Annotated in this window: 16 protein-coding genes and 2 pseudogenes; 5 read left to right on the top strand and 13 right to left on the bottom strand. The window is 61.1% G+C overall.

Annotation, left to right across the window (positions count from 1 at the left end):
- Window positions 1-60: 60 nt before the first annotated feature.
- Window positions 61-1,059: a D-cysteine desulfhydrase gene (locus tag AB4N47_RS21865; protein ID WP_341638359.1), complete on the bottom strand. Its 999-nt coding sequence runs from the start codon at window positions 1,057-1,059 to the stop codon at window positions 61-63.
- 190 nt (window positions 1,060-1,249) lie between these two features.
- On the opposite strand from AB4N47_RS21865, the gene epsC reads away from it, so the two are divergent.
- Both epsC and betT read left to right on the top strand, forming a co-directional pair.
- Window positions 1,250-2,176, top strand: a complete 927-nt coding sequence (gene epsC, locus AB4N47_RS21860; protein WP_024011175.1) for a serine O-acetyltransferase EpsC — start codon at window positions 1,250-1,252, stop codon at window positions 2,174-2,176.
- 397 nt (window positions 2,177-2,573) lie between these two features.
- Window positions 2,574-4,535, top strand: a complete 1,962-nt coding sequence (gene betT / locus AB4N47_RS21855) for a choline transporter BetT (RefSeq protein WP_160768576.1) — start codon at window positions 2,574-2,576, stop codon at window positions 4,533-4,535.
- Between the two features lie 24 nt (window positions 4,536-4,559).
- On the opposite strand, the gene AB4N47_RS21850 is transcribed toward betT, so the two are convergent.
- Both AB4N47_RS21850 and AB4N47_RS21845 read right to left on the bottom strand, forming a co-directional pair.
- Entirely contained in the window at window positions 4,560-4,820 is a 261-nt protein-coding gene (locus AB4N47_RS21850; RefSeq protein WP_341638360.1) for a hypothetical protein, read from the bottom strand.
- Window positions 4,821-5,009: 189 nt separating this feature from the next.
- A pseudogene (locus AB4N47_RS21845) lies at window positions 5,010-5,132 on the bottom strand (LacI family transcriptional regulator); the annotation flags it as partial.
- 362 nt (window positions 5,133-5,494) lie between these two features.
- Here AB4N47_RS21845 and mgrA point away from each other — a divergent pair.
- Window positions 5,495-6,532, top strand: coding sequence for an L-glyceraldehyde 3-phosphate reductase (gene mgrA, locus AB4N47_RS21840; RefSeq protein WP_341638361.1), 1,038 nt, complete (start codon window positions 5,495-5,497; stop codon window positions 6,530-6,532).
- A gap of 126 nt (window positions 6,533-6,658) precedes the next feature.
- Here the strand turns inward: mgrA and tauD are convergent, their stop codons facing one another.
- The 7 genes from tauD to AB4N47_RS21805 all read right to left on the bottom strand — a co-directional run bounded on the left by tauD (window position 6,659) and on the right by AB4N47_RS21805 (window position 15,060).
- Window positions 6,659-7,501, bottom strand: coding sequence for a taurine dioxygenase (gene tauD / locus AB4N47_RS21835; protein WP_341638362.1), 843 nt, complete (start codon window positions 7,499-7,501; stop codon window positions 6,659-6,661).
- Between the two features lie 144 nt (window positions 7,502-7,645).
- Window positions 7,646-8,479 (bottom strand): taurine ABC transporter permease TauC, encoded by an 834-nt coding sequence (gene tauC, locus AB4N47_RS21830; protein ID WP_341638363.1) that lies wholly within the window; start codon window positions 8,477-8,479, stop codon window positions 7,646-7,648.
- Window positions 8,476-9,270 (bottom strand): taurine ABC transporter ATP-binding subunit, encoded by a 795-nt coding sequence (gene tauB / locus AB4N47_RS21825; protein ID WP_341638364.1) that lies wholly within the window; start codon window positions 9,268-9,270, stop codon window positions 8,476-8,478. The genes tauC and tauB overlap by 4 nt, the downstream gene beginning before the upstream one ends.
- Window positions 9,271-9,285: 15 nt before the next feature.
- Window positions 9,286-10,263: a taurine ABC transporter substrate-binding protein gene (gene tauA, locus AB4N47_RS21820; protein ID WP_341638365.1), complete on the bottom strand. Its 978-nt coding sequence runs from the start codon at window positions 10,261-10,263 to the stop codon at window positions 9,286-9,288.
- Between the two features lie 258 nt (window positions 10,264-10,521).
- On the bottom strand, window positions 10,522-12,105 hold the full coding sequence (gshA, locus tag AB4N47_RS21815) for a glutamate--cysteine ligase (protein ID WP_341638366.1): 1,584 nt from the start codon (window positions 12,103-12,105) through the stop codon (window positions 10,522-10,524).
- 247 nt (window positions 12,106-12,352) lie between these two features.
- Entirely contained in the window at window positions 12,353-12,736 is a 384-nt protein-coding gene (locus AB4N47_RS21810) for a PaaI family thioesterase (protein ID WP_071174065.1), read from the bottom strand.
- Entirely contained in the window at window positions 12,736-15,060 is a 2,325-nt protein-coding gene (locus AB4N47_RS21805) for a Tex family protein (RefSeq protein ID WP_341638367.1), read from the bottom strand. The genes AB4N47_RS21810 and AB4N47_RS21805 overlap by 1 nt, the downstream gene beginning before the upstream one ends.
- 358 nt (window positions 15,061-15,418) lie before the next feature.
- On the opposite strand from AB4N47_RS21805, the gene ompR reads away from it, so the two are divergent.
- Complete coding sequence (gene ompR / locus AB4N47_RS21800; RefSeq protein ID WP_016772186.1) at window positions 15,419-16,159, top strand: osmolarity response regulator transcription factor OmpR; 741 nt, start codon at window positions 15,419-15,421, stop codon at window positions 16,157-16,159.
- Window positions 16,160-16,273: 114 nt separating this feature from the next.
- Window positions 16,274-17,586: pseudogene (locus AB4N47_RS21795) on the top strand (ATP-binding protein).
- 84 nt (window positions 17,587-17,670) lie between these two features.
- Here the strand turns inward: AB4N47_RS21795 and rimK are convergent.
- From rimK to rimA, 3 genes are read right to left on the bottom strand one after another with little or no spacing between them, the layout of a single operon-like run.
- Entirely contained in the window at window positions 17,671-18,576 is a 906-nt protein-coding gene (gene rimK / locus AB4N47_RS21790) for a 30S ribosomal protein S6--L-glutamate ligase (RefSeq protein WP_024011184.1), read from the bottom strand.
- Entirely contained in the window at window positions 18,573-19,052 is a 480-nt protein-coding gene (gene rimB / locus AB4N47_RS21785) for a retropepsin-like aspartic endopeptidase RimB (protein ID WP_016772184.1), read from the bottom strand. The genes rimK and rimB overlap by 4 nt, the downstream gene beginning before the upstream one ends.
- A 15-nt stretch (window positions 19,053-19,067) precedes the next feature.
- Complete coding sequence (gene rimA / locus AB4N47_RS21780; RefSeq protein ID WP_133337474.1) at window positions 19,068-19,847, bottom strand: S6 modification regulatory phosphodiesterase RimA; 780 nt, start codon at window positions 19,845-19,847, stop codon at window positions 19,068-19,070.
- Window positions 19,848-19,925 lie beyond the last annotated feature (78 nt).

Genomic DNA, 19,925 nt, shown 5'->3' with positions numbered 1-19,925 from the left:
CCGCTCCGCGGCCCAACGGGGATAAATCCCCTCGCCACAGGTATCTGCAATCTGCAGTGATCATCTTGTCAGAAAATCCTTGTAGGCAAACAACGCCGGCGCGCCACCGGTGTGCAGGAAGATGATCGGGCCGTCATCGAAGCGCTGCCGGCCGATCCCGTCGAGCAGACCGGCCATGGCCTTGCCGGTGTAGACCGGGTCAAGCAACAGACCTTCCTGAGCTGCCAACAGTTTCACCGCCGCCAAAGTACCGGCATTCGGTTCGCCGTAACGCGGGCCGAAATATTCGTCCCACAGCTCGACCTTGAAGCTGGTCGGCAACTCGACGCCCAGCAGCTCAGCGGTGCGTTCGGCCAACCCCTGCACCTTCGGGCGCTGATCTTCTTCACTGCGCGAAACGGTCACGCCGATCACCGGCAGTTGCGGCAGCGCCTCACTCAGCGCCAGTCCGAGACCACTGTGAGTACCGGCACTGCCTGAAGCCAGCACCACCGCGGCGAAATCGAGGCCGCTGTCCTTGATCTGCTCAGCCAGCTCCAGCCCGGCGCGCACATAACCCAGCGCCCCGAGGGCATTGGAGCCACCGATTGGCACCAGATACGGCTTCTTGCCGTTGCTGCGCAGGCGGGCGGCGAGGGCAGTCAGTTGTTCGTCGGCGTTGTCGAGGTTGTCGACCAACTCGACCTTGGTGTCGAACAGATCCAGCAGCAGGCGGTTGCCGTTGCCGGTGTAATTTCCGTCATCAGTGCCCAGCGGGTTTTCCAGCAGCGCCACACAACCGAGGCCGAGTTTCGCCGCCAGTGCGGCGGTCTGGCGCACGTGGTTCGATTGCAGCGCACCGGCAGTGATCAGCGTGTCAGCACCTTGCGCGAGCGCGTCGGCGGCCAGGTATTCGAGTTTATGCAGCTTGTTGCCGCCCATGGCCAGCGGTGTCAGGTCATCGCGTTTGATGTACACCTCGCGACCGAGCCAGATGGACAGGCGTTCGAGTTTTTCCAGCGGAGTAGGGTGGCTCAGCAGTTCGAGACGGGGGAAGCGTTGCAGCTGTTGTTTGATCATGGGTCCGTACTGGCGCAGAAGAATGAAAGGACTATAGGCACGCGTTTTTGCCCGGGCAACCGCCAATCGCTTATAGCCAAATGGACTGAAGCCAGCACTATCGGTTCTTAATTCGTCGGCAAAGGCATGCCGTAAAGTAGGCGCCGATGACGCGGCCAGACAGTCCGGCCGCCCGTGAGGAGTCTTTACCGTGAGCGAGCGTTCCAGCCATTGGCAATTGCAGACCATCGTCAGCCAGCTGCGCAGCGCGCGGGATCAGTGGCGCGCACAGAATGGTCGCGCTTCAGGGGAGCAGGGCGGCCGCGAATTGCCATCGCGAGCAGCGATGGCGGAAATCCTCGAGGCGCTGTGTGGCGCGCTGTTCCCGATGCGTCTGGGGCCGGTCGATCTGCGTGAAGAAAGTGAAGATTTCTACGTCGGCCACACGCTTGATGTAGCGCTCAATGCATTGCTGGCGCAGACGCGCCTGGAGCTGCGTTACGTTGCCCGCCACAGCGCGCAGGACGACAGTGAAGTCGAAACCCGCGCCATTCAGATCGTGCAGGATTTCGCCTTGGCCTTGCCGGGCCTGCGCACGCTGCTCGACACCGATGTGCTCGCGGCCTATCACGGCGACCCGGCGGCACGCAGCGTTGATGAAGTGCTGCTCTGCTATCCGGGCATTCTTGCGGTGATTCACCATCGCCTCGCGCACCATTTATACCGTGCCGGGCTGCCGCTGCTGGCGCGGATCAGCGCGGAAATCGCGCATTCGGCGACGGGCATCGATATCCACCCGGGCGCGCAGATCGGCCGCAGCTTCTTTATCGATCACGGCACCGGTGTGGTGATTGGCGAAACCGCGATCATTGGTGAGCGAGTGCGCATTTATCAGGCGGTGACCCTGGGGGCCAAGCGCTTCCCGGCAGATGAGGACGGCCAGTTGCAGAAGGGCCATCCGCGTCACCCGATCGTTGAGGATGACGTAGTGATTTACGCCGGGGCGACGATTCTCGGACGGATCACAATCGGCAAGGGCTCGACCATTGGCGGCAACGTCTGGCTGACGCGCAGCGTGCCGGCGGGGGCGAATCTGACCCAGGCGAATCTGCAGCATGATGACGGGACGCAGAAGTAAGTCTTGAATCTGTGTTGTTGTATCGGGCCTCTTCGCGAGCAGGCTCGCTCCCACATTGGAATGCGTTTCAGATGTGGGAGCGAGCCTGCTCGCGAGATTTCCAGGCCGGATCAAGGTAGTGGCCTTAAGCCAATTCATCAGTGAACGAATCTCTCCAAACCCGCGTCATACCCCTCTCTGGGCGCTGTAGGAAACCTACCGCCCAGCCCTGCGATTAGTCCTTACCACCCCATTCATGTTTAACTTGAACGTTCATTCAAGTTAAACCGGTGGTTCGCTGCCCGCTCACAACAGGAGGCTTGCCTTTGCTGAGTCCGATCATTTCAGCCACGTTTCAACCCTTCGAGGTGCACGTTTCATGAGTGCATCGTCTACCCCCGCCAGCGGTCTGGTACGCATGAATCCGCCGGTGTTCTACTTCGCCGCGACGGTCATTCTGCTGTTTGGTCTGGTCGTTATCGCCATCCCCGAACAGGCCGGCGCCTGGTTGCTGGAAGCGCAAAACTGGGCGGCCAATACGGTCGGCTGGTACTACATGCTCGCGATGACCCTGTATCTGGTCTTCGTGGTGGTCACCGCCTTATCCGGCTACGGCAAGATAAAACTCGGTGCCGACCACGACGAGCCCGAATTCAGTTACCTGTCCTGGGCCGGCATGCTGTTCGCCGCCGGGATCAGCATCACCCTGTTTTTCTTCTGCGTTTCCGAACCGCTGACGCACATGCTGCAGCCGCCGCAGGGCGAAGCCGGCACCGCCGACGCCGCGCGCCAGGCGATGCAGATTCTGTTTCTGCATTGGGGCCTGCATGGCTGGGGCGTGTTTGCCTTTGTCGGCATGGCACTGGCCTATTTCGCTTATCGGCACAATCTGCCGCTGGCCCTGCGTTCGGCGTTGTACCCGCTGATTGGTAAACGCATCAACGGCCCGATCGGCTACGCGGTGGACGGCTTCGGCATCATCGCCACGGTGTTCGGTCTTGGTGCCGACATGGGCTTCGGTGTGCTGCACCTCAATTCGGGCCTGGATTATCTGTTCGGCATCGCCCACACCCAGTGGATTCAGGTCGGCCTGATTACGCTGATGATGGGCGCGGCGATCATCGTTGCGGTCTCCGGTGTCGATAAAGGCGTGCGGGTGATGTCCGACATCAACATGCTGCTGGCCTGCGGGCTGCTGCTGTTCGTGTTGTTCGCCGGGCCGACACAGCACCTGCTCAACACCCTGATCCAGAACGTCGGCGATTACCTCGGCGCCCTGCCGATGAAGAGTTTTGACCTCTACGCCTACGACAAACCGAGCGACTGGCTGGGTGGCTGGACAGTGTTCTACTGGGCCTGGTGGATTGCATGGTCGCCGTTCGTGGGCCTGTTCATTGCGCGGATTTCCCGTGGTCGCACCATCCGTGAATTCGTCTTCGGCGTGCTGTTGATTCCGCTCGGTTTCACCCTGGCGTGGATGTCGATCTTCGGCAACAGCGCCTTGGATCAAGTGCTCAATCACGGCATGAGCGCGCTGGGCATGTCGGCCATCGACAATCCGTCGATGAGCATTTACCTGCTGCTGGAAACCTATCCGTGGAGCAAGACCGTCATCGCCGTGACGGTGTTCATCAGCTTCGTCTTCTTCGTGACGTCTGCGGATTCCGGCACCGTGGTGCTCTCTACCCTGTCGGCCAAGGGCGGCAACCCGGATGAAGACGGGCCGAAATGGCTGCGGGTGTTCTGGGGCGCGATGACCGCGCTGATCACCAGCGCACTGCTGTTTTCCGGCAGCATTGATGCGCTGAAGTCGGCGGTGGTGCTGACCTCGTTGCCGTTCTCGTTGATTCTGCTGCTGATGATGTGGGGCCTGCACAAGGCGTTCTATCTGGAATCGCAGAAGCAGATTGCGCAGCTGCATTCGCTGGCGCCGGTCTCCGGTTCGCGGCGTGGCACCGGTGGCTGGCGTCAGCGCCTGAGTCAGGCCGTGCACTTCCCTTCCCGCGACGAGGTGTACCGCTTCATGGAAAGCACGGTGCGCCCGGCGATCGAGGAAGTGACCGCCGTGTTCGTCGAAAAAGGTCTGCACGTCGTCACCCAGCCGGATCCGGCGCATGACAACGTCAGCCTGGAAATCGGTCATGGCGAGCAGCATCCGTTCATCTATCAGGTGCAGATGCGCGGCTACTTCACGCCATCGTTCGCGCGCGGCGGCATGGGTTCCAAGCAACTCAACAATCGCCGCTACTACCGCGCCGAAGTGCACTTGAGCGAGGGCAGTCAGGACTACGATCTGGTCGGCTACACCAAAGAGCAGATCATCAACGACATCCTCGACCAGTACGAACGGCACATGCAGTTCCTGCATCTGGTGCGTTGAATGGCCCCTGAGCGCCGGGACGTTTCACGCCTCGGCGCTCAGCACCATGAACAACACCATCGCCGCCGCCGGCACACCGAAAACCGCGCTGCCAATGGCTATTTCCGATCCTACGGAATGGCCGGCATGCACTACCCCCACCGCACCATTGATCACCGTCAAAGCCAGCCACAGGGCGGCGAAGCTGTAGGCCATGGTCTGGCGACTGAAGCCGATGCGCTCGCCGATGTAGAGCATCAGCGCGAGCAGGACCAGGCCGAAGACAATGATGATGGTGGTGTGCATGGTGCGTTCTGCCTGATGGAGGTGCAGTGCCGGGAAGGGCCCCTTCGCGAGCAGGCTCGCTCCCACATTGGATCTCGGCTGGACATAAATTTCATGTACACAGGAAATCACTGTGGGAGCGGGCTTGCCCGCGAAGGGGCCACCTCGGTATGACCTAGAGCATAGCCAATCCAGCCCCCGCCATATTCATCAGATGCTTTCGCGCTCGATCACTTGGCATCGCAGCAGATTCAGCCGCTGCACTTCGTCGCTCGGCAACACGCCAAGGCTTTCCAGCACCCGCGTTGCCGCCAGCACGCCAATCTCCAGCGAGGCTGAAGCGCAGAAAAAATGTGAAACGTTTCAGCAATTGGTGGAACCCGAGGTCGGCGCCGCGCCGCTTGGGCGTATGCTGGGCGGGTTGTTCAGAACTGAATATGAAGGCCGCACGTTGCGGCAGAATCTGGGGCTCGCCCGACCTGTAAACCGCTTCGCATGATTGATGGGGCCTTTGTGGTGGGGGGATTCATCCCCGTTCGGCTGCGAAGCAGTCGTAAAACCAGCGAACTCGGTACACCTGATTCACCGAGGTTTCAGGTTTTGGGGCGGCTTCGCCACCCATCGGGGATAAATCCCCTCGCCACATAGTTTGGTTTCACCCTCAATTTGCTGTTAATCAAACAAGAGAGGATTCGATGACTTACACCGCTGCCGAAAACCGCTACGACTCCATCCCCTACCGCCGCGTCGGCCGCAGCGGTCTGGTGCTGCCGGCATTGTCGCTGGGGCTGTGGCACAACTTTGGCGACAGCACCCCGATCGAGACCCAGCGTGCCTTGCTGCGCACCGCGTTCGATCTGGGCATCAACCATTTCGATCTGGCCAACAACTACGGCCCGCCATACGGCAGCGCCGAGATCAATTTCGGTCGCCTGCTGCGCGAAGACTTCAAGCAGTATCGCGACGAGTTGATCGTCTCCAGCAAGGCCGGTTGGGACATGTGGCCCGGCCCGTACGGCCAGGGCGGCGGTTCGCGCAAATACGTGCTGGCCAGCCTCGACCAGAGCCTGCAACGCCTCGGTCTGGACTATGTGGATATTTTCTATTCGCACCGCTTCGACCCGGACACCCCACTGGAAGAAACCGCCAGCGCCCTCGCCACCGCTGTGCAGCAGGGCAAGGCGCTGTACATCGGTATCTCGTCCTATTCCGGGGTGAAAACCCGCGAGATGGCCGCGCTGCTGAAAGAGTGGAAAGTGCCGCTGCTGATTCATCAACCGGCGTACAACCTGCTCAACCGCTGGGTGGAAAAGGATCTGCTCGATACCACTGACGAACTCGGCACTGGCGTCATCGCCTTCACGCCGCTGGCGCAGGGCTTGCTCACCGACAAATATCTCAACGGCGTACCGGCCGATGCGCGAGTCAATCGCCCGGGCGGCGGCTCGCTGCAGGCTTCGCACTTGTCCGAGGCCAACATCGCTCACGTGCGAGCGTTGAACGAGATCGCCCAGCGTCGCGGGCAGAGCCTGGCGCAACTGGCACTGGCGTGGACGCTGCGTGATCCACGGGTGACCTCGGCACTGATCGGCGCGAGCCGGCCGGAGCAGATCATCGAGAACGTCGGTGCGCTGAAGAATCTGAATTTCAGTGCTGAAGAGCTGGCGGAGATTGACCGGTTTGCCCAGGAGGGTGGGATCAATCTGTGGGAGAAGCCTTCGACAGCCGAATAAGCCGCTGAGAGGATCGTTCCCACGCTCTGCGTGGGAATGCCGCCCGGGACGCTCCGCGTCCCATCTAAAGCCGAACGCGGAGCGTCCGTTGATGCATTCCCACGCAGAGCGTGGGAACGATCAGGCTCAGCGAAAAAACGGCACATCCCCCAACACCGTCGCCCGCTGCATCACCCGCCGCGCCGGGCGGTAATCATCGACTGCGTAATGCTGCGTCACGCGGTTGTCCCAGAAGGCAATATCGTCCTTCTGCCAGCGCCAGCGAATGGTGAATTCCGGCCGTGTCGCGTGGGCGAACAGAAACTTCAGAATCGCCTCGCTTTCGGTTTCGGACAGCTCGTTTATCTTCGAGGTAAACCCTTCATTGACGAACAGTGAGCGCCGGCCGCTCACCGGGTGCGTACGGATCACCGGGTGCGACAGCGGTGGATTCTTGCGCCGTGCTTCTTCCCACTGCGCCAGCGCTTCAGGCGTGTTGCCGTAGCGCTCGAGGGGAAACGATCGGGTGAAATCGTGGGTGGCGGTCAGACCTTCGAGCAGGGTTTTCATCGGCACCGACAGCGCTTCATATGCCGCGATGCCGCTGGCCCACAACGTGTCGCCACCGAACTCCGGCAGCAACTTGGCGCTGAGCACTGCGCCCATCGCTGGCGTCGGCAGGAAGGTCACGTCGGTGTGCCAAATCGCGTTATCGCGCACGTCGGTGACGGCGGTGTCGAGGATCAGTACTTCCGGTTGTTCCGGCACATTCGGGTAGATCGGGTGAATGTGCAGGTCGCCGAAATAATGCGCGAAGCGTGCCTGCTGTGCCGGCTCGATCGGCTGGTTGCGGAAGAACAGCACCTGATATTTGAGCAACGCCTGTTCGATGGCGTCGCGGTGTTCCAGGCTCAGCGGCTGGCTGATGTCGACGCCGTTGATCTGCGCACCGAGGGCCGAGCTTAATGGGGTGATGCTGAGGGTGCTCATGGTCGTTCTCTTCGAATTCGGAGTGTCATGCTTTTGTGGGAGCGAGCCTGCTCGCGAATGCAAAGTGTCAGGCGACAGTGCAGTGACTGATCTGACGCTTTCGCGAGCAGGCTCGCTCCCACAGGGGAATTTTCACAAGGCGATTTAGTGCGCCTGGCCGTGCCACGGCACCATTCTGCGCTGCAATGCGCGCAGGCCCATTTCCATCGCGAAGGCGATCAGGGCGATGACCAGAATTCCCAGCACCACGACATCGGTAACCAGGAATTGCGCGGCCGACTGCACCATGAAACCCAGGCCACTGGTGGCCGCGATCAGTTCAGCGGCGACCAGGGTCGACCAGCCGACGCCCAGACCAATGCGCACGCCGGTGAGAATGTCCGGCAGAGCGCTCGGCAAAATCACATGGCGAATCAACTGCGCGCGCGTCGCGCCCAACGACTGCGCCGCGCGCAGTTTTGCTGGATCAACCGTGCGCACACCCGTCGCGGTGGCGATGGCAATCGGCGCAAAAATCGCCAGGTAGATCAGCAGCACTTTCGACAACTCGCCGATGCCGCACCAGATCACGATCAGCGGCAGATAGGCCAGCGGCGGGATCGGGCGGTAGAACTCGATCAGCGGATCGAGCACACCACGGGCGATGCGGTTGGCGCCGATGGCAATGCCCACCGGCACGGCAGTCAGAATGGCAAAAGCGAGGCCCAGACCGATGCGGCTCAGGCTGGCGCCCAAGTGCTGCCACAACGTTGAGTCCATGTAGCCGGAGGTTGCCAGCAACCAGCCCTTTTGCAGCACGGCAGAAGGCGGCGGCAGGAACAGCGGTTCGATCAGGCCGGTCGCGGTCACCGCCCACCAGACCGCCAGCAGGCCGAACAGGGTCAGCAGGCTGATCCAGCGAGTGCTGAGGCTGCGACGCACCGGGATGCTCACCGAAGGTGTTTTCACCGCCGCAGCGGAAACCTCGTAACTGCTCATGCGCGCTCCTGCCGGGGTACGGCGCTGCGTTGCGAGAAGACTTTGCTCAGCACGTGCTCGCGGGTTTCGATAAAACGCGGATCGGATTTGATCGAGCGGGCCGACTCGCCAGCGGCATAACGCTGACCGAAATCCAATCGCAGACGCTCAACGATCTGCCCTGGATTCGGCGCCAGCAGAATCAGGTCCGTGGCGAGGAACACCGCTTCTTCAATGTCGTGGGTAATCAGAAAAACCGGTTTGGCAGTGCGCTGCCAGACTTGCAGCAACAGCTCCTGCATCTGCTCGCGAGTGAATGCATCAAGCGCACCGAACGGCTCGTCCATCAGCAACACGCGCGGGTCGGCGGCCAGGGCGCGGGCGAGGCCGACGCGTTGTTTCTGGCCACCGGACAATTGCCAGATGCGCCGCTCTTCGAAGCCGGCGAGATCGACCAGTGCGAGCATTTCCCGGGCGCGCTGTTCGCGTTTGTCCTTGCCGACACCGGCCAGTTCAAGGCCGAAGGCGACGTTGGCCAATACGTTCTGCCAAGGCAGCAAGGCGTCGTCCTGAAACACCACGCCACGTTCGGCGCTCGGGCCTTTGACCGGCACGCCGTCAAGGGTGATGCGCCCGGCACTCGGCTCGACGAAGCCGGCAATCAGGTTCAACAGCGAAGTCTTGCCACTGCCGGACGGGCCGAGGGCGACCAGCAATTGCTGCGGCCCCAGGGTCAGAGAAATATCCGCCAGCACCGGCTCGGGGCTGCCCGGGTACTGTGCGCTGATGCGCTCCAGCTGTAGCAAGGCCATCGCTGTATCTCCCGATCAGTTGGTGATGTATTTGGCGCTGACGTAAGGCGCGTAGTCCGGCAGGACGGCTTCGACCTTGCCTTGCTCCTTGAGGAACGCGGCAGTGTCAGTGATGGCTTTGGTGGTCGGCGCGCCGAGGTCACTGACCTGATCCGCCGCCAATGGGTAGACGTTGCCCTGCAGCAGCAATGGGATGTCGCTGGCTTTGGCGCCGGAGAGTTTCACCAGTTTGTCGACGTTGCTCTGATTGGCCAGCCAGGCCTGCGGATCCTTGCGGTAATCGGCGTAGGTGTCGAGGGTGACCTTGGCGAACGCGGTGACGATTTCCGGATGCTTTTCGGCGAAGTCCTTGCGCACGATCCACGCGTCGAAGGTCGGTGCGCCGAACTTGGCCAGCTCGCCGGAGGTGATCAGCACTTTGCCGTTTTCCTTGGCCACGCCCAGTGCCGGATCCCACACGTAAGTGGCGTCGATATCGCCGCGTTTCCACGCCGCGATGATCGCTGGCGGCGCGAGGTTGAGCACGGTGACTTTCGACGGGTCGATGTTCCAGTGCTTGAGCGCGGCGAGCAGGCTGTAGTGCCCGGTGGACACGAACGGCACGGCGATTTTCTTGCCGATCAGATCCTGCGGAGTCTTGATGCCGGAGCCGTCACGCGCGACCAGTGCTTCAGCGGCGCCGATCTGCGTGGCAATCAGGAAGGTTTCTACCGGTACCTTGCGGGTGATCGCGGCGGTCAGCGGACTCGAACCGAGGTAGCCGATCTGCACATCGCCGGACGCGATGGCGGCGATGATGTCGGCGCCGTTATCGAACTTGCGCCAACTGATATCGGCCTTGGTGGCTTTCTCGTAGGCGCCGTCGGCCTGAGCGACTTTGGCCGGGTCGACGGTGGTCTGGTAGGCGACGGTGAGATCGGCCGCCTGGGCCAGGAAGCTTGCAGCGGCCAGTGAGGCGGCGGCGAGCAGGCGAAGCGGGAAATTCAGTTTCAAGTGAGAGCTCCAGATCAGGCGACCGAATGTCGGCGTGAGTGGAGACTAAATGATCTAAGAATCCAGAAATAAATAACTTTTTCGAATGAGCTTATGAGCGGAAAAATCTAAGACAGGCGAGGATGTGAGCCTTTGACTGATCGTTCCCACGCTCTGCGTGGTAACGCCTCAAGGGACATTCTGTGTCCAAAGTGACGCGGAGCGTCACAGGCTGCATTCCCACGCAGAGCGTGGGAACGATCAAGGCCGGGGCGGCTTTTAATTGCTGATGGCGAGGATGCTCGCCTGATACGCGCCGACAAACACATCGAAATCGCCGACTTCGTTCTGCTCAAGCTCGGTCTGCTGCGCCAGCGACGCGCGCGCCAGCTCTTCAAACTTCGCTTGCTCGTCAGCCGCCAACGGCTCGCTGCGGAAGAACTCGGCATGGGCCTGGCTCTGGCGCAGGGAGAACTGCGCAAAGCTTTCCTTGTGCTCGGCCATGGCCGCCAGCACCTGCGCCGATGGTGTCAGCGACGGGTCGTTGACCTTGGCCAGTTGCGCATCCAGCGCCTTGCTGTGGGCATCGCCGCCAACGCTCTGGTCGAGCATCGCCGCCAGCGGAGCAATCTGTTCCAGCAGCTCCGCCGCCCACTGTTTCATCTCGACCGGCAGACCGTCACGCTGCAATTGCAGGCCCGGACGGCGACCTTCCTTGACCACGCTGAGGAAGTTCGAGGTGGCGTTGCCGCACGAAGTGTTGGTCAGCAGCGGGCTGTCGTTCAGCGCGCAGTACAGCAGGAAGGCGTCGATGAAGCGCGATTCGGTGAGGTCAATGCCCATTGGCAGGAACGGGTTGATGTCCAGGCAGCGCACTTCGACGTACTGAATACCGCGCGCCATCAACGCCTGGATCGGCCGCTCGCCGGTGTAGGTCACCCGTTTCGGGCGGATGTTGGAGTAGTACTCGTTTTCGATCTGCAGGATGTTGGTGTTGAGCTGCACCCACTCACCATCCTTGTGCGTACCGACTTCCACGTACGGCGCGTAAGGCGTGGCCACGGCTTCGCGCAGGCTGTCGGTGTAGCTCGCCAGATCGTTGTAGCACGGCGTCAGGCCGGCCTGGGCGTTGCTCTGATAACCGAGATCGCTCATGCGCAGGCTGGTCGCGTACGGCAGATACAGCGTGTCCGGCTCGAGCTGCTCGAGCTGATGCGAACGCCCGCGCAGGAAGCCGGCGTCCAGCGCCGGCGAGGCACCGAACAGGTACATCAGCAGCCAGCTGTAGCGACGGAAGTTGCGGATCAGCGCTATGTAGGACACCGACTGGAAATCGCGATCGGTGCCGACGAAACCTTCGGCCTCGCGCAGCAAGGGCCAGAGTTGTTCCGGCAGGGAAAAGTTGTAGTGAATCCCGGCAATGCACTGCATGGTCTTGCCGTAACGCAGGGCCAGGCCCTTGCGATAGACGTATTTGAGCTGACCGATGTTGGAGGTGCCGTAATAGGCAATCGGGATGTCTTCCTCGGCCGGCAACGGGCACGGCATCGATGGACTCCACAGGTACTCGTTGCCGAGTTTGCTGTAGGCAAAACGATGAATCTTGTCCAGGCTCGCCAGCGTGTCGGCAGGATCCTGCAGGGCGGGGGTGATGAATTCCAGCAGCGACTCGGAGTAGTCGGTGGTGATCTGTTCGTTGGTCAGCGCGGAACCCAGGGCTTCGGGGTGCGGCGTTTGCGCCAGGCGACCTTCACTGGTCACGCGCAGGCATTCACGTTCGATACCGTGCAGGCACTGCTTGAGCAGAGTGAGGTTAGCGCGCTCGCCAAGCAGAGCCAGGCGGCGGTTGAGAAGTTCGCTCAATTTGGATTCCTTCACGCGTCAGTCGCCCCAATATGGGGGTGGGCAGGACGGTCTACAAGGGTGAAGTTGAAACTGGCGTTATCGCCTGGTTTTCTAGCCTGTCAGCCGCACACATGAACCCGTAGGAGCTGCCGAAGGCTGCGATCTTTTGATCTTGCTGTTGAAAAATAAAATCAAAAGATCGCAGCCTTCGGTAGATCCCACAGGATTCATTGCGCCGAAATTAACTCAAAATGATGAGCAACATCTACAGGACAGCGAAGGTGCCTTGCGCTTTTGCGACCAGTTTGTCGCCCTGCATCACCTCGGCTTCGACCACCAGCGTGCGCCGGCCCGGGTGGATCACCCGCGCCGTGCACAGCACCTCGCCCTCGGAAACGGCGCGGATGTAGTTGATCTTGCATTCGATGGTCGCGCTCTGCTGATCGAAGCCATGGCTGCTGGAGCAGGCCAGGCCCATGGCAATGTCGACCAGGCTGAACAGCGCGCCGCCGTGCAGCTTGCCGCCACGGTTGCGCAGTTCGGGCTCAAGCGCCAGGGCGACTTGCGCCACCCCGGTTTCGAGACTGTGCAGGCGACAGCCCAACAGCTTGAAAAACGCGCTCTCGACGAGCCCGGCCGGCATGTCCATTAGCGTTTCTTCAACTGCTTGGCGTTGGCGAACAGCGAGGCCATCGCATTGTTCACCGGCGCGGCGGTGGCGGTTTCCTTGCGCGGCGCGTTGCCCGAAGACTGGCGCGGTGCCGAGCCCGGACGCGAGCCACGCGCACCGTCGATTTTCTCGCCGGGAGTGTCGCTCATGCGCATCGACAGGCCGACGCGTTTGCGCGGAATGTCGACTTCCATGACCTTCACTTTCACCACGTCACCGGCCTTGACCGCTTCGCGTGGGTCCTTGATGAACTTCTCCGATAGCGCCGAAATGTGCACCAGACCGTCCTGATGCACACCGATGTCGACGAACGCACCGAACGCCGTAACGTTGGTGACGACGCCTTCAAGGATCATCCCCAGTTGCAGGTCCTTGAGGTCCTCGACGCCTTCCTGGAATTCGGCAGTCTTGAACTCCGGACGTGGATCGCGACCGGGTTTTTCCAGTTCTTGCAGGATGTCGGTGACGGTCGGCAGACCGAAGGTTTCGTCGGTGAACTTCTTCGGATCCAGGCGCTTGAGGAACGCGGCATCGCCGATCAGCGAGCGGATGTCGCGGTCGGTTTCAGCGGCAATGCGCTGCACCAGCGGATAGGCTTCCGGGTGAACCGCCGAGGAATCCAGCGGGTTGTCGCCGTTCATCACGCGCAAGAAACCGGCGGCCTGTTCGAAGGTTTTCTCGCCCAGTCGCGCAACTTTCTTCAGCGCTGCACGGGTCTTGAACGCGCCGTGTTCGTCACGGTGAGCAACGATGTTCTGCGCCAGCGTTGCATTGAGGCCGGAAATCCGCGCCAGCAATGCCACGGAGGCAGTGTTCACATCCACGCCCACGGCGTTCACGCAGTCCTCGACCACGGCATCCAGACCGCGCGCCAGTTTCAGCTGCGAGACGTCGTGCTGGTACTGGCCGACACCGATGGATTTCGGATCGATTTTCACCAGTTCGGCCAGCGGATCCTGCAAGCGACGGGCGATCGATACGGCGCCACGGATCGACACGTCCAGATCCGGGAATTCCTTGGCCGCCAGTTCCGAGGCCGAGTACACCGAGGCGCCGGCTTCGGACACCATGACCTTGGTCATTTTCATCGCTGGATATTTTTTGATCAGTTCGATCGCCAGCTTGTCGGTCTCACGGCTGGCAGTACCGTTGCCGATGGCGATCAGGTCCACCGAATGCTTGGCGCATAGAGCGGCGAGGATGGCGATGGTCTGATCCCACTTGTTGTGTGGCACGTGCGGGTAAACCGTGGCGTGGTCGAGCAGCTTGCCGGTCGAGTCGACCACGGCCACCTTGCAGCCGGTACGCAGGCCCGGGTCTAGGCCCAGGGTCGCGCGCGGGCCGGCCGGAGCGGCGAGCAGCAGGTCGTGCAGGTTGTGTGCAAACACGTTGATCGCTTCGGTTTCGGCACCGTCGCGCAGCTCGCCAAGCAGGTCGGTTTCCAGGTGGGTGTAGAGCTTGACCTTCCAGGTCCAGCGCACCACTTCACCGAGCCATTTGTCCGCCGGGCGGTTCTGGTTCTGGATGCCGAACTGCTGGCCGATCATGCCTTCGCACGGGTGCATCGTGCCGGGCAGCTCATCGCCGACTTTCAGCGCGGAGGTGAGAATGCCTTCGTTGCGGCCACGGAAAATCGCCAGGGCGCGGTGCGAGGGCATGCTTTTCAGCGGCTCGTCGTGTTCGAAATAATCACGGAACTTGGCGCCTTCCTCTTCCTTGCCAGCGATGACGCGGGCACTGAGGATCGCTTCCTGTTTGAGGAAATTGCGCAGCTTTTCCAGCAGGCTGGCGTCTTCGGCGAAGCGCTCCATGAGAATGTATTTGGCGCCTTCCAGCGCAGCCTTGACGTCGGCCACGCCTTTTTCGGCGTCGACGAAGCGTGCGGCTTCGGTTTCCGGCGACAGGTTCGGGTCGTTGAACAAGCCGTCGGCCAGTTCGCCGAGGCCGGCTTCGAGGGCGATCTGGCCCTTGGTGCGGCGCTTCTGCTTGTACGGCAGGTACAAGTCTTCGAGACGGGTCTTGGTGTCGGCGAGCTTGATGTCGCGCTCAAGGGCAGGGGTGAGTTTGCCTTGCTCCTCGATGCTGGCGAGGATGCTGATGCGCCGTTCGTCGAGTTCTCGCAGGTAGCGCAGGCGCTCTTCCAGATGACGCAACTGGGTGTCATCGAGGCTGCCGGTGACTTCTTTCCGGTAACGGGCGATAAAGGGGACGGTAGAACCTTCATCGAGTAGCGCGACGGCCGCTTCGACCTGTTGTGGGCGTACGCCGAGTTCCTCGGCGATGCGGCTGTTGATGCTGTCCATAAAACCACCTGACATAGTATGAAAGCAGGCTCGCAGGCACGCAGATAATGGCCTGGAGGCTGATTGAGCGGCTGGAAAATTGCCGCTGCCTGGATCAAGAAGCTGCCCATTGACCCGTGAAATCGAACAGTTACTGCACAGTGCCGGAAAAAATACCGGCCACTTACGGTAACGATTCAGACGTTGCCTGGCGCAAAACGCCGCGCATTATAACCAGCGTTCTGTCATTCGGGGGCGTTGCAGGCTGTAGGCATAAACCCCGGTTTTCTGGCAGTGAAGGAAAAATCTGCTAACAATGCACACGGTGCGTATAACGACAGCTACGCCATAATGCGCGCCGAGCTAAAAGGAGCATCCAATGAGCAGCACTGCACAAACGGCTGAAGGCGAAAAAATTCTTATCGTTGATGACGATCCGGGGCTGAGCAGCCTGCTGGAGCGTTTCTTCGTCAGCAAGGGCTACCGTGCCCGTACCGTTCCGAACACCGAGCAGATGGACCGTCTGCTGGCGCGTGAAGTGTTCAATCTGGTCGTCCTCGACCTGATGCTGCCGGGCGAAGACGGCCTGACCGCGTGCCGCCGCCTGCGCAGCGCGAACAACCAGATTCCGATCATCATGCTCACCGCCAAGGGCGATGAGCTGAGCCGTATCAAGGGCCTTGAACTGGGCGCCGACGATTACCTGGCCAAGCCGTTCAACCCCGACGAGCTGATGGCTCGGGTCAAAGCGGTATTGCGCCGTCAGGCCGCACCGGTGCCGGGCGCACCGGGCAGTGAGGACGAAAACGTCACCTTCGGTGATTACGTTTTGTCGCTGGCGACCCGCGAGCTCAAGCGTGGCGATGAAGTGCACATGCTCACCACCGGTGAGTTCGCTGTACTCAAGGCGCTGGTAATGAACGCGCGTCAGCCGCTGACTCGCGACAAGCTGATGAACCTCGCCCGTGGCCGTGAATGGGATGCGCTGGAGCGTTCCATCGACGTGCAGATCTCGCGTCTGCGCCGGATGATCGAACCCGATCCGTCGAAACCGCGCTACATCCAGACCGTCTGGGGCGTGGGTTACGTGTTCGTACCGGATGGCACCGCCACCAAGTGATCGGTGATTTGTAGGAGCGGGTCTGCAAGGCTCTGGCCGCACGGCCATTGCCACAGACTCGCAATCCGCAATATGCGAGCATTGCTCGCTCCTGCAAGTGTGTAGCGGTTAAAGATGAAAACCCCCGTCTGGTTCCCCCAAAGTTTTTCTCCCGCACCCTCTGGCTGGTGCTGATCGTCGTGCTGTTTTCCAAGGCGCTGACCCTGGTTTATCTGTTGATGAACGAGGACGTGCTGGTGGATCGCCAATACAGCCATGGCGTCGCTCTGACGCTGCGCGCCTATTGGGCCGCCGACGAAGAAAACCGCGCAAAAATCGCCGATGCCGCGACCCTGATCCGCGTGGTTGGCGCCGGTGTGCCGGAAGGCGAGCAGCACTGGCCGTACAGCGAAATCTACCAACGTCAGATGCAGGCGGAACTGGGTGCCGACACCGAGGTGCGTTTGCGCATGCACTCGCCACCAGCGCTGTGGGTGAGGGCGCCGAGTCTGGGCGATGGCTGGCTGAAAGTGCCGTTGTATCCGCATCCGCTGCGCGGCCAGAAAATCTGGAACGTGCTCGGCTGGTTCCTCGCCATCGGCCTGTTGTCGACAGCCTCCGCATGGATTTTCGTCAGCCAGCTCAACCAGCCGTTGAAGCGTCTGGTGTATGCCGCGCGGCAACTCGGCCAGGGCCGCAGCGTACGTCTGCCGATCAGTGATACGCCGAGCGAAATGACCGAGGTTTATCGCGCCTTCAACCAGATGGCCGAGGACGTCGAACAGGCCGGGCGTGAGCGCGAGCTGATGCTGGCGGGGGTTTCTCACGACTTGCGTACACCGCTGACGCGCTTGCGCCTGTCGCTGGAACTGATGGGCGATCACACCGACCTCACCGACGACATGGTTCGCGATATCGAAGACATGGACGCGATTCTCGACCAGTTCCTCGCGTTCATTCGCGATGGTCGTGATGAGTCGGTGGAAGAGGTCGACCTCAGCGATCTGGTGCGCGAAGTCGCCGCGCCGTACAACCAGAACGAAGAGAAAGTGCGTCTGCGCCTGGAACCGATCCAGCCGTTTCCGCTGCGTCGAGTGTCGATGAAACGCCTGCTCAACAACCTGATCGGCAACGCCTTGAACCATGCCGGCACGGGAGTCGAGGTCGCGGCTTATGTGTCCGGAGATACCAGCGCGCCGTATGTGGTCCTGAGCGTGATGGACCGTGGCGCCGGGATTGATCCGTCCGAGCTGGAGGCGATCTTCAACCCGTTTACCCGAGGTGATCGGGCTCGCGGTGGCAAAGGCACCGGGCTGGGGCTGGCGATCGTGAAAAGGATTGCGGCGATGCATGGCGGCAATGTCGAATTGCGCAACCGCTCCGGGGGTGGACTTGAGGCCCGCGTGAGATTGCCGCTGGGATTGATGTTGCCGAGAGATGCGGTTTAGAGGCAGCTGCAAGCTACAAGCTACAAGCTACAAGCAAGAGCGACTTCACTTGCCGCTTGAAGCTTGCCGCTAGCAGCTGCTTCTCTAGCCCTTGCCCTTGGTGCGGGTCATATTCGGCCCGCCATTCTTTTCCAGATGCTCGATGATGATCCCGGCGACATTCTTGCCAGTGGTGGTCTCGATGCCTTCCAGTCCCGGCGACGAGTTCACTTCCATCACCAGCGGCCCGTGATTGGAACGCAGGATATCCACACCCGCCACTGCCAGGCCCATGACCTTGGCAGCGCGCAACGCGGTCATGCGTTCTTCCGGAGTGATCTTGATCAGGCTGGCGCTGCCGCCGCGATGCAGGTTGGAGCGAAACTCGCCCGGTTTGGCCTGGCGCTTCATTGCCGCGATCACCTTGTCGCCGACCACGAAGCAGCGGATATCCGCACCGCCGGCTTCCTTGATGTATTCCTGAACCATGATGTTCTGCTTCAGGCCCATGAACGCTTCGATCACAGACTCTGCCGCCGTGGCTGTTTCGCACAGCACCACGCCGATGCCCTGAGTGCCTTCGAGTACCTTGATCACCAGCGGTGCGCCGTTGACCATGGCGATCAGGTCGGGGATGTCGTCAGGCGAGTGGGCAAAACCGGTCACCGGCAAACCGATGCCGCGCCGCGATAGCAGTTGCAGCGAACGCAATTTGTCCCGCGAGCGGGCAATGGCCACCGACTCGTTGAGCGGGAACACGCCCATCATTTCGAACTGACGCAATACCGCGCAGCCGTAGAACGTCACCGACGCGCCGATCCGCGGGATCACCGCGTCGAAACCTTCCAGCGGTTTGCCGCGGTAATGGATCTGCGGCTTGTGGCTGGCAATGTTCATGTAGGCGCGTAAGGTGTCGATCACCACCATTTCATGCCCGCGCTCGATTCCGGCTTCGACCAGACGGCGGGTGGAATACAGACGCGGATTACGCGACAGCACAGCGATCTTCATGCAACACCTGTGGAGGAGGTAGATACCGGGAACACCGGCTTGTCTTGTACATACTTGATGCCCGGATTGACCACCAACTGGCCATCGATCAGGGCTTTGGAACCGAGCAACAGGCGATAACGCATGGACTTGCGGCAGGCCAGGGTGAACTCTACCGGCCAGACCCGATCGCCCAGGGCCAGCGTGGTGCTGATCACATAGCGCACTTGCGCATGGCCGTTGGAGCTCTTGATGGTTTTGCGCGTGACCAGCGGCGCTTCGCAGCGCCGGTGACGCAACTGCACCACCGTGCCGAGATGCGCAGTGAAGCGCACCCATTTCTCGCCGTCGCGTTCGAACGGTTCGATATCGGTGGCGTGCAGGCTGGAGGTGCTGGCGCCAGTGTCGATTTTGGCGCGCAGGCCGGCTACTCCCAGGCCCGGGAGCGCCACCCACTCGCGCAGACCGACAACGGTCAAATGATCAAATGTCTTCAAAGAAAAAACCAAGGGTTAACGCTTCCAGGCCTCGTCCGGCACCTGGGCCAATGCTTTGAATGCGGGTCTGGCGAACCAGTAGCCCTGCATCAGGAATATTCCACAGTCCGCGAGGAAATCCCGTTCCCCGGCGCTTTCTATGCCTTCGGCAATGACTGTAACGTCCAACTCCGCACACATTGTGACAATCCCCCGCACGATCACCTGACGGACACGGTCCTGGTCAACATCGCGGATCAGCGCCATGTCGAGTTTGATCAGGTCCGGTTGGAAATCAGCCAGCAGATTGAGCCCCGAATAACCGGCACCGAAATCGTCGATGGCGGTCTTGAAGCCGAATTCGCGGTATTCACGCAGAATATTGGTCAAATGGCGATAATTATCTACGTGCTCGATTTCCAGGGTTTCGAAAATCAGCCGGTCGATCGGAAAGTTGTGTTTGCGTGCGGCCTCCAGCGTGCTGCGAATGCATAGCTCTGGACGGTAGACGGCGTTGGGCAAAAAGTTGATCGACAAGTGTGTCTGCATATTAAGGCTCGCCGCGCCTTCGATGGCGCGGGTCCGGCAGAGCTGGTCGAAACGGTAGCGGTTATCTTCTGTAACCTGATTTAACACCGATAGTGCACCTTCCCCGGCCACGCCTCGCACCAGCGCTTCATGGGCGAATACCGATTGGTCGCGCAGGTCGACGATCGGCTGGTAGGCGAAGGCAAAATCGAAGTCCAGCGGCTCGCTCTGCTGGCAGCCCTGGCAACCGCCCTTGGGTGAGGTCAACGAAGATGGAAATTTAGTCACGGTCACTCCAGGCCGGTCAGGCGGCGAAGATCACAGTCTATCTGGAGGGCCGAGTTCTTGCGCCCGACAGAAACGGTA

The sequence above is a fragment of the Pseudomonas sp. S3_G06 genome (assembly GCF_054667565.1).
The sequence above is the reverse complement of the archived record's forward strand: the minus strand, read 5'-3'. Positions and strand labels throughout refer to the sequence as shown.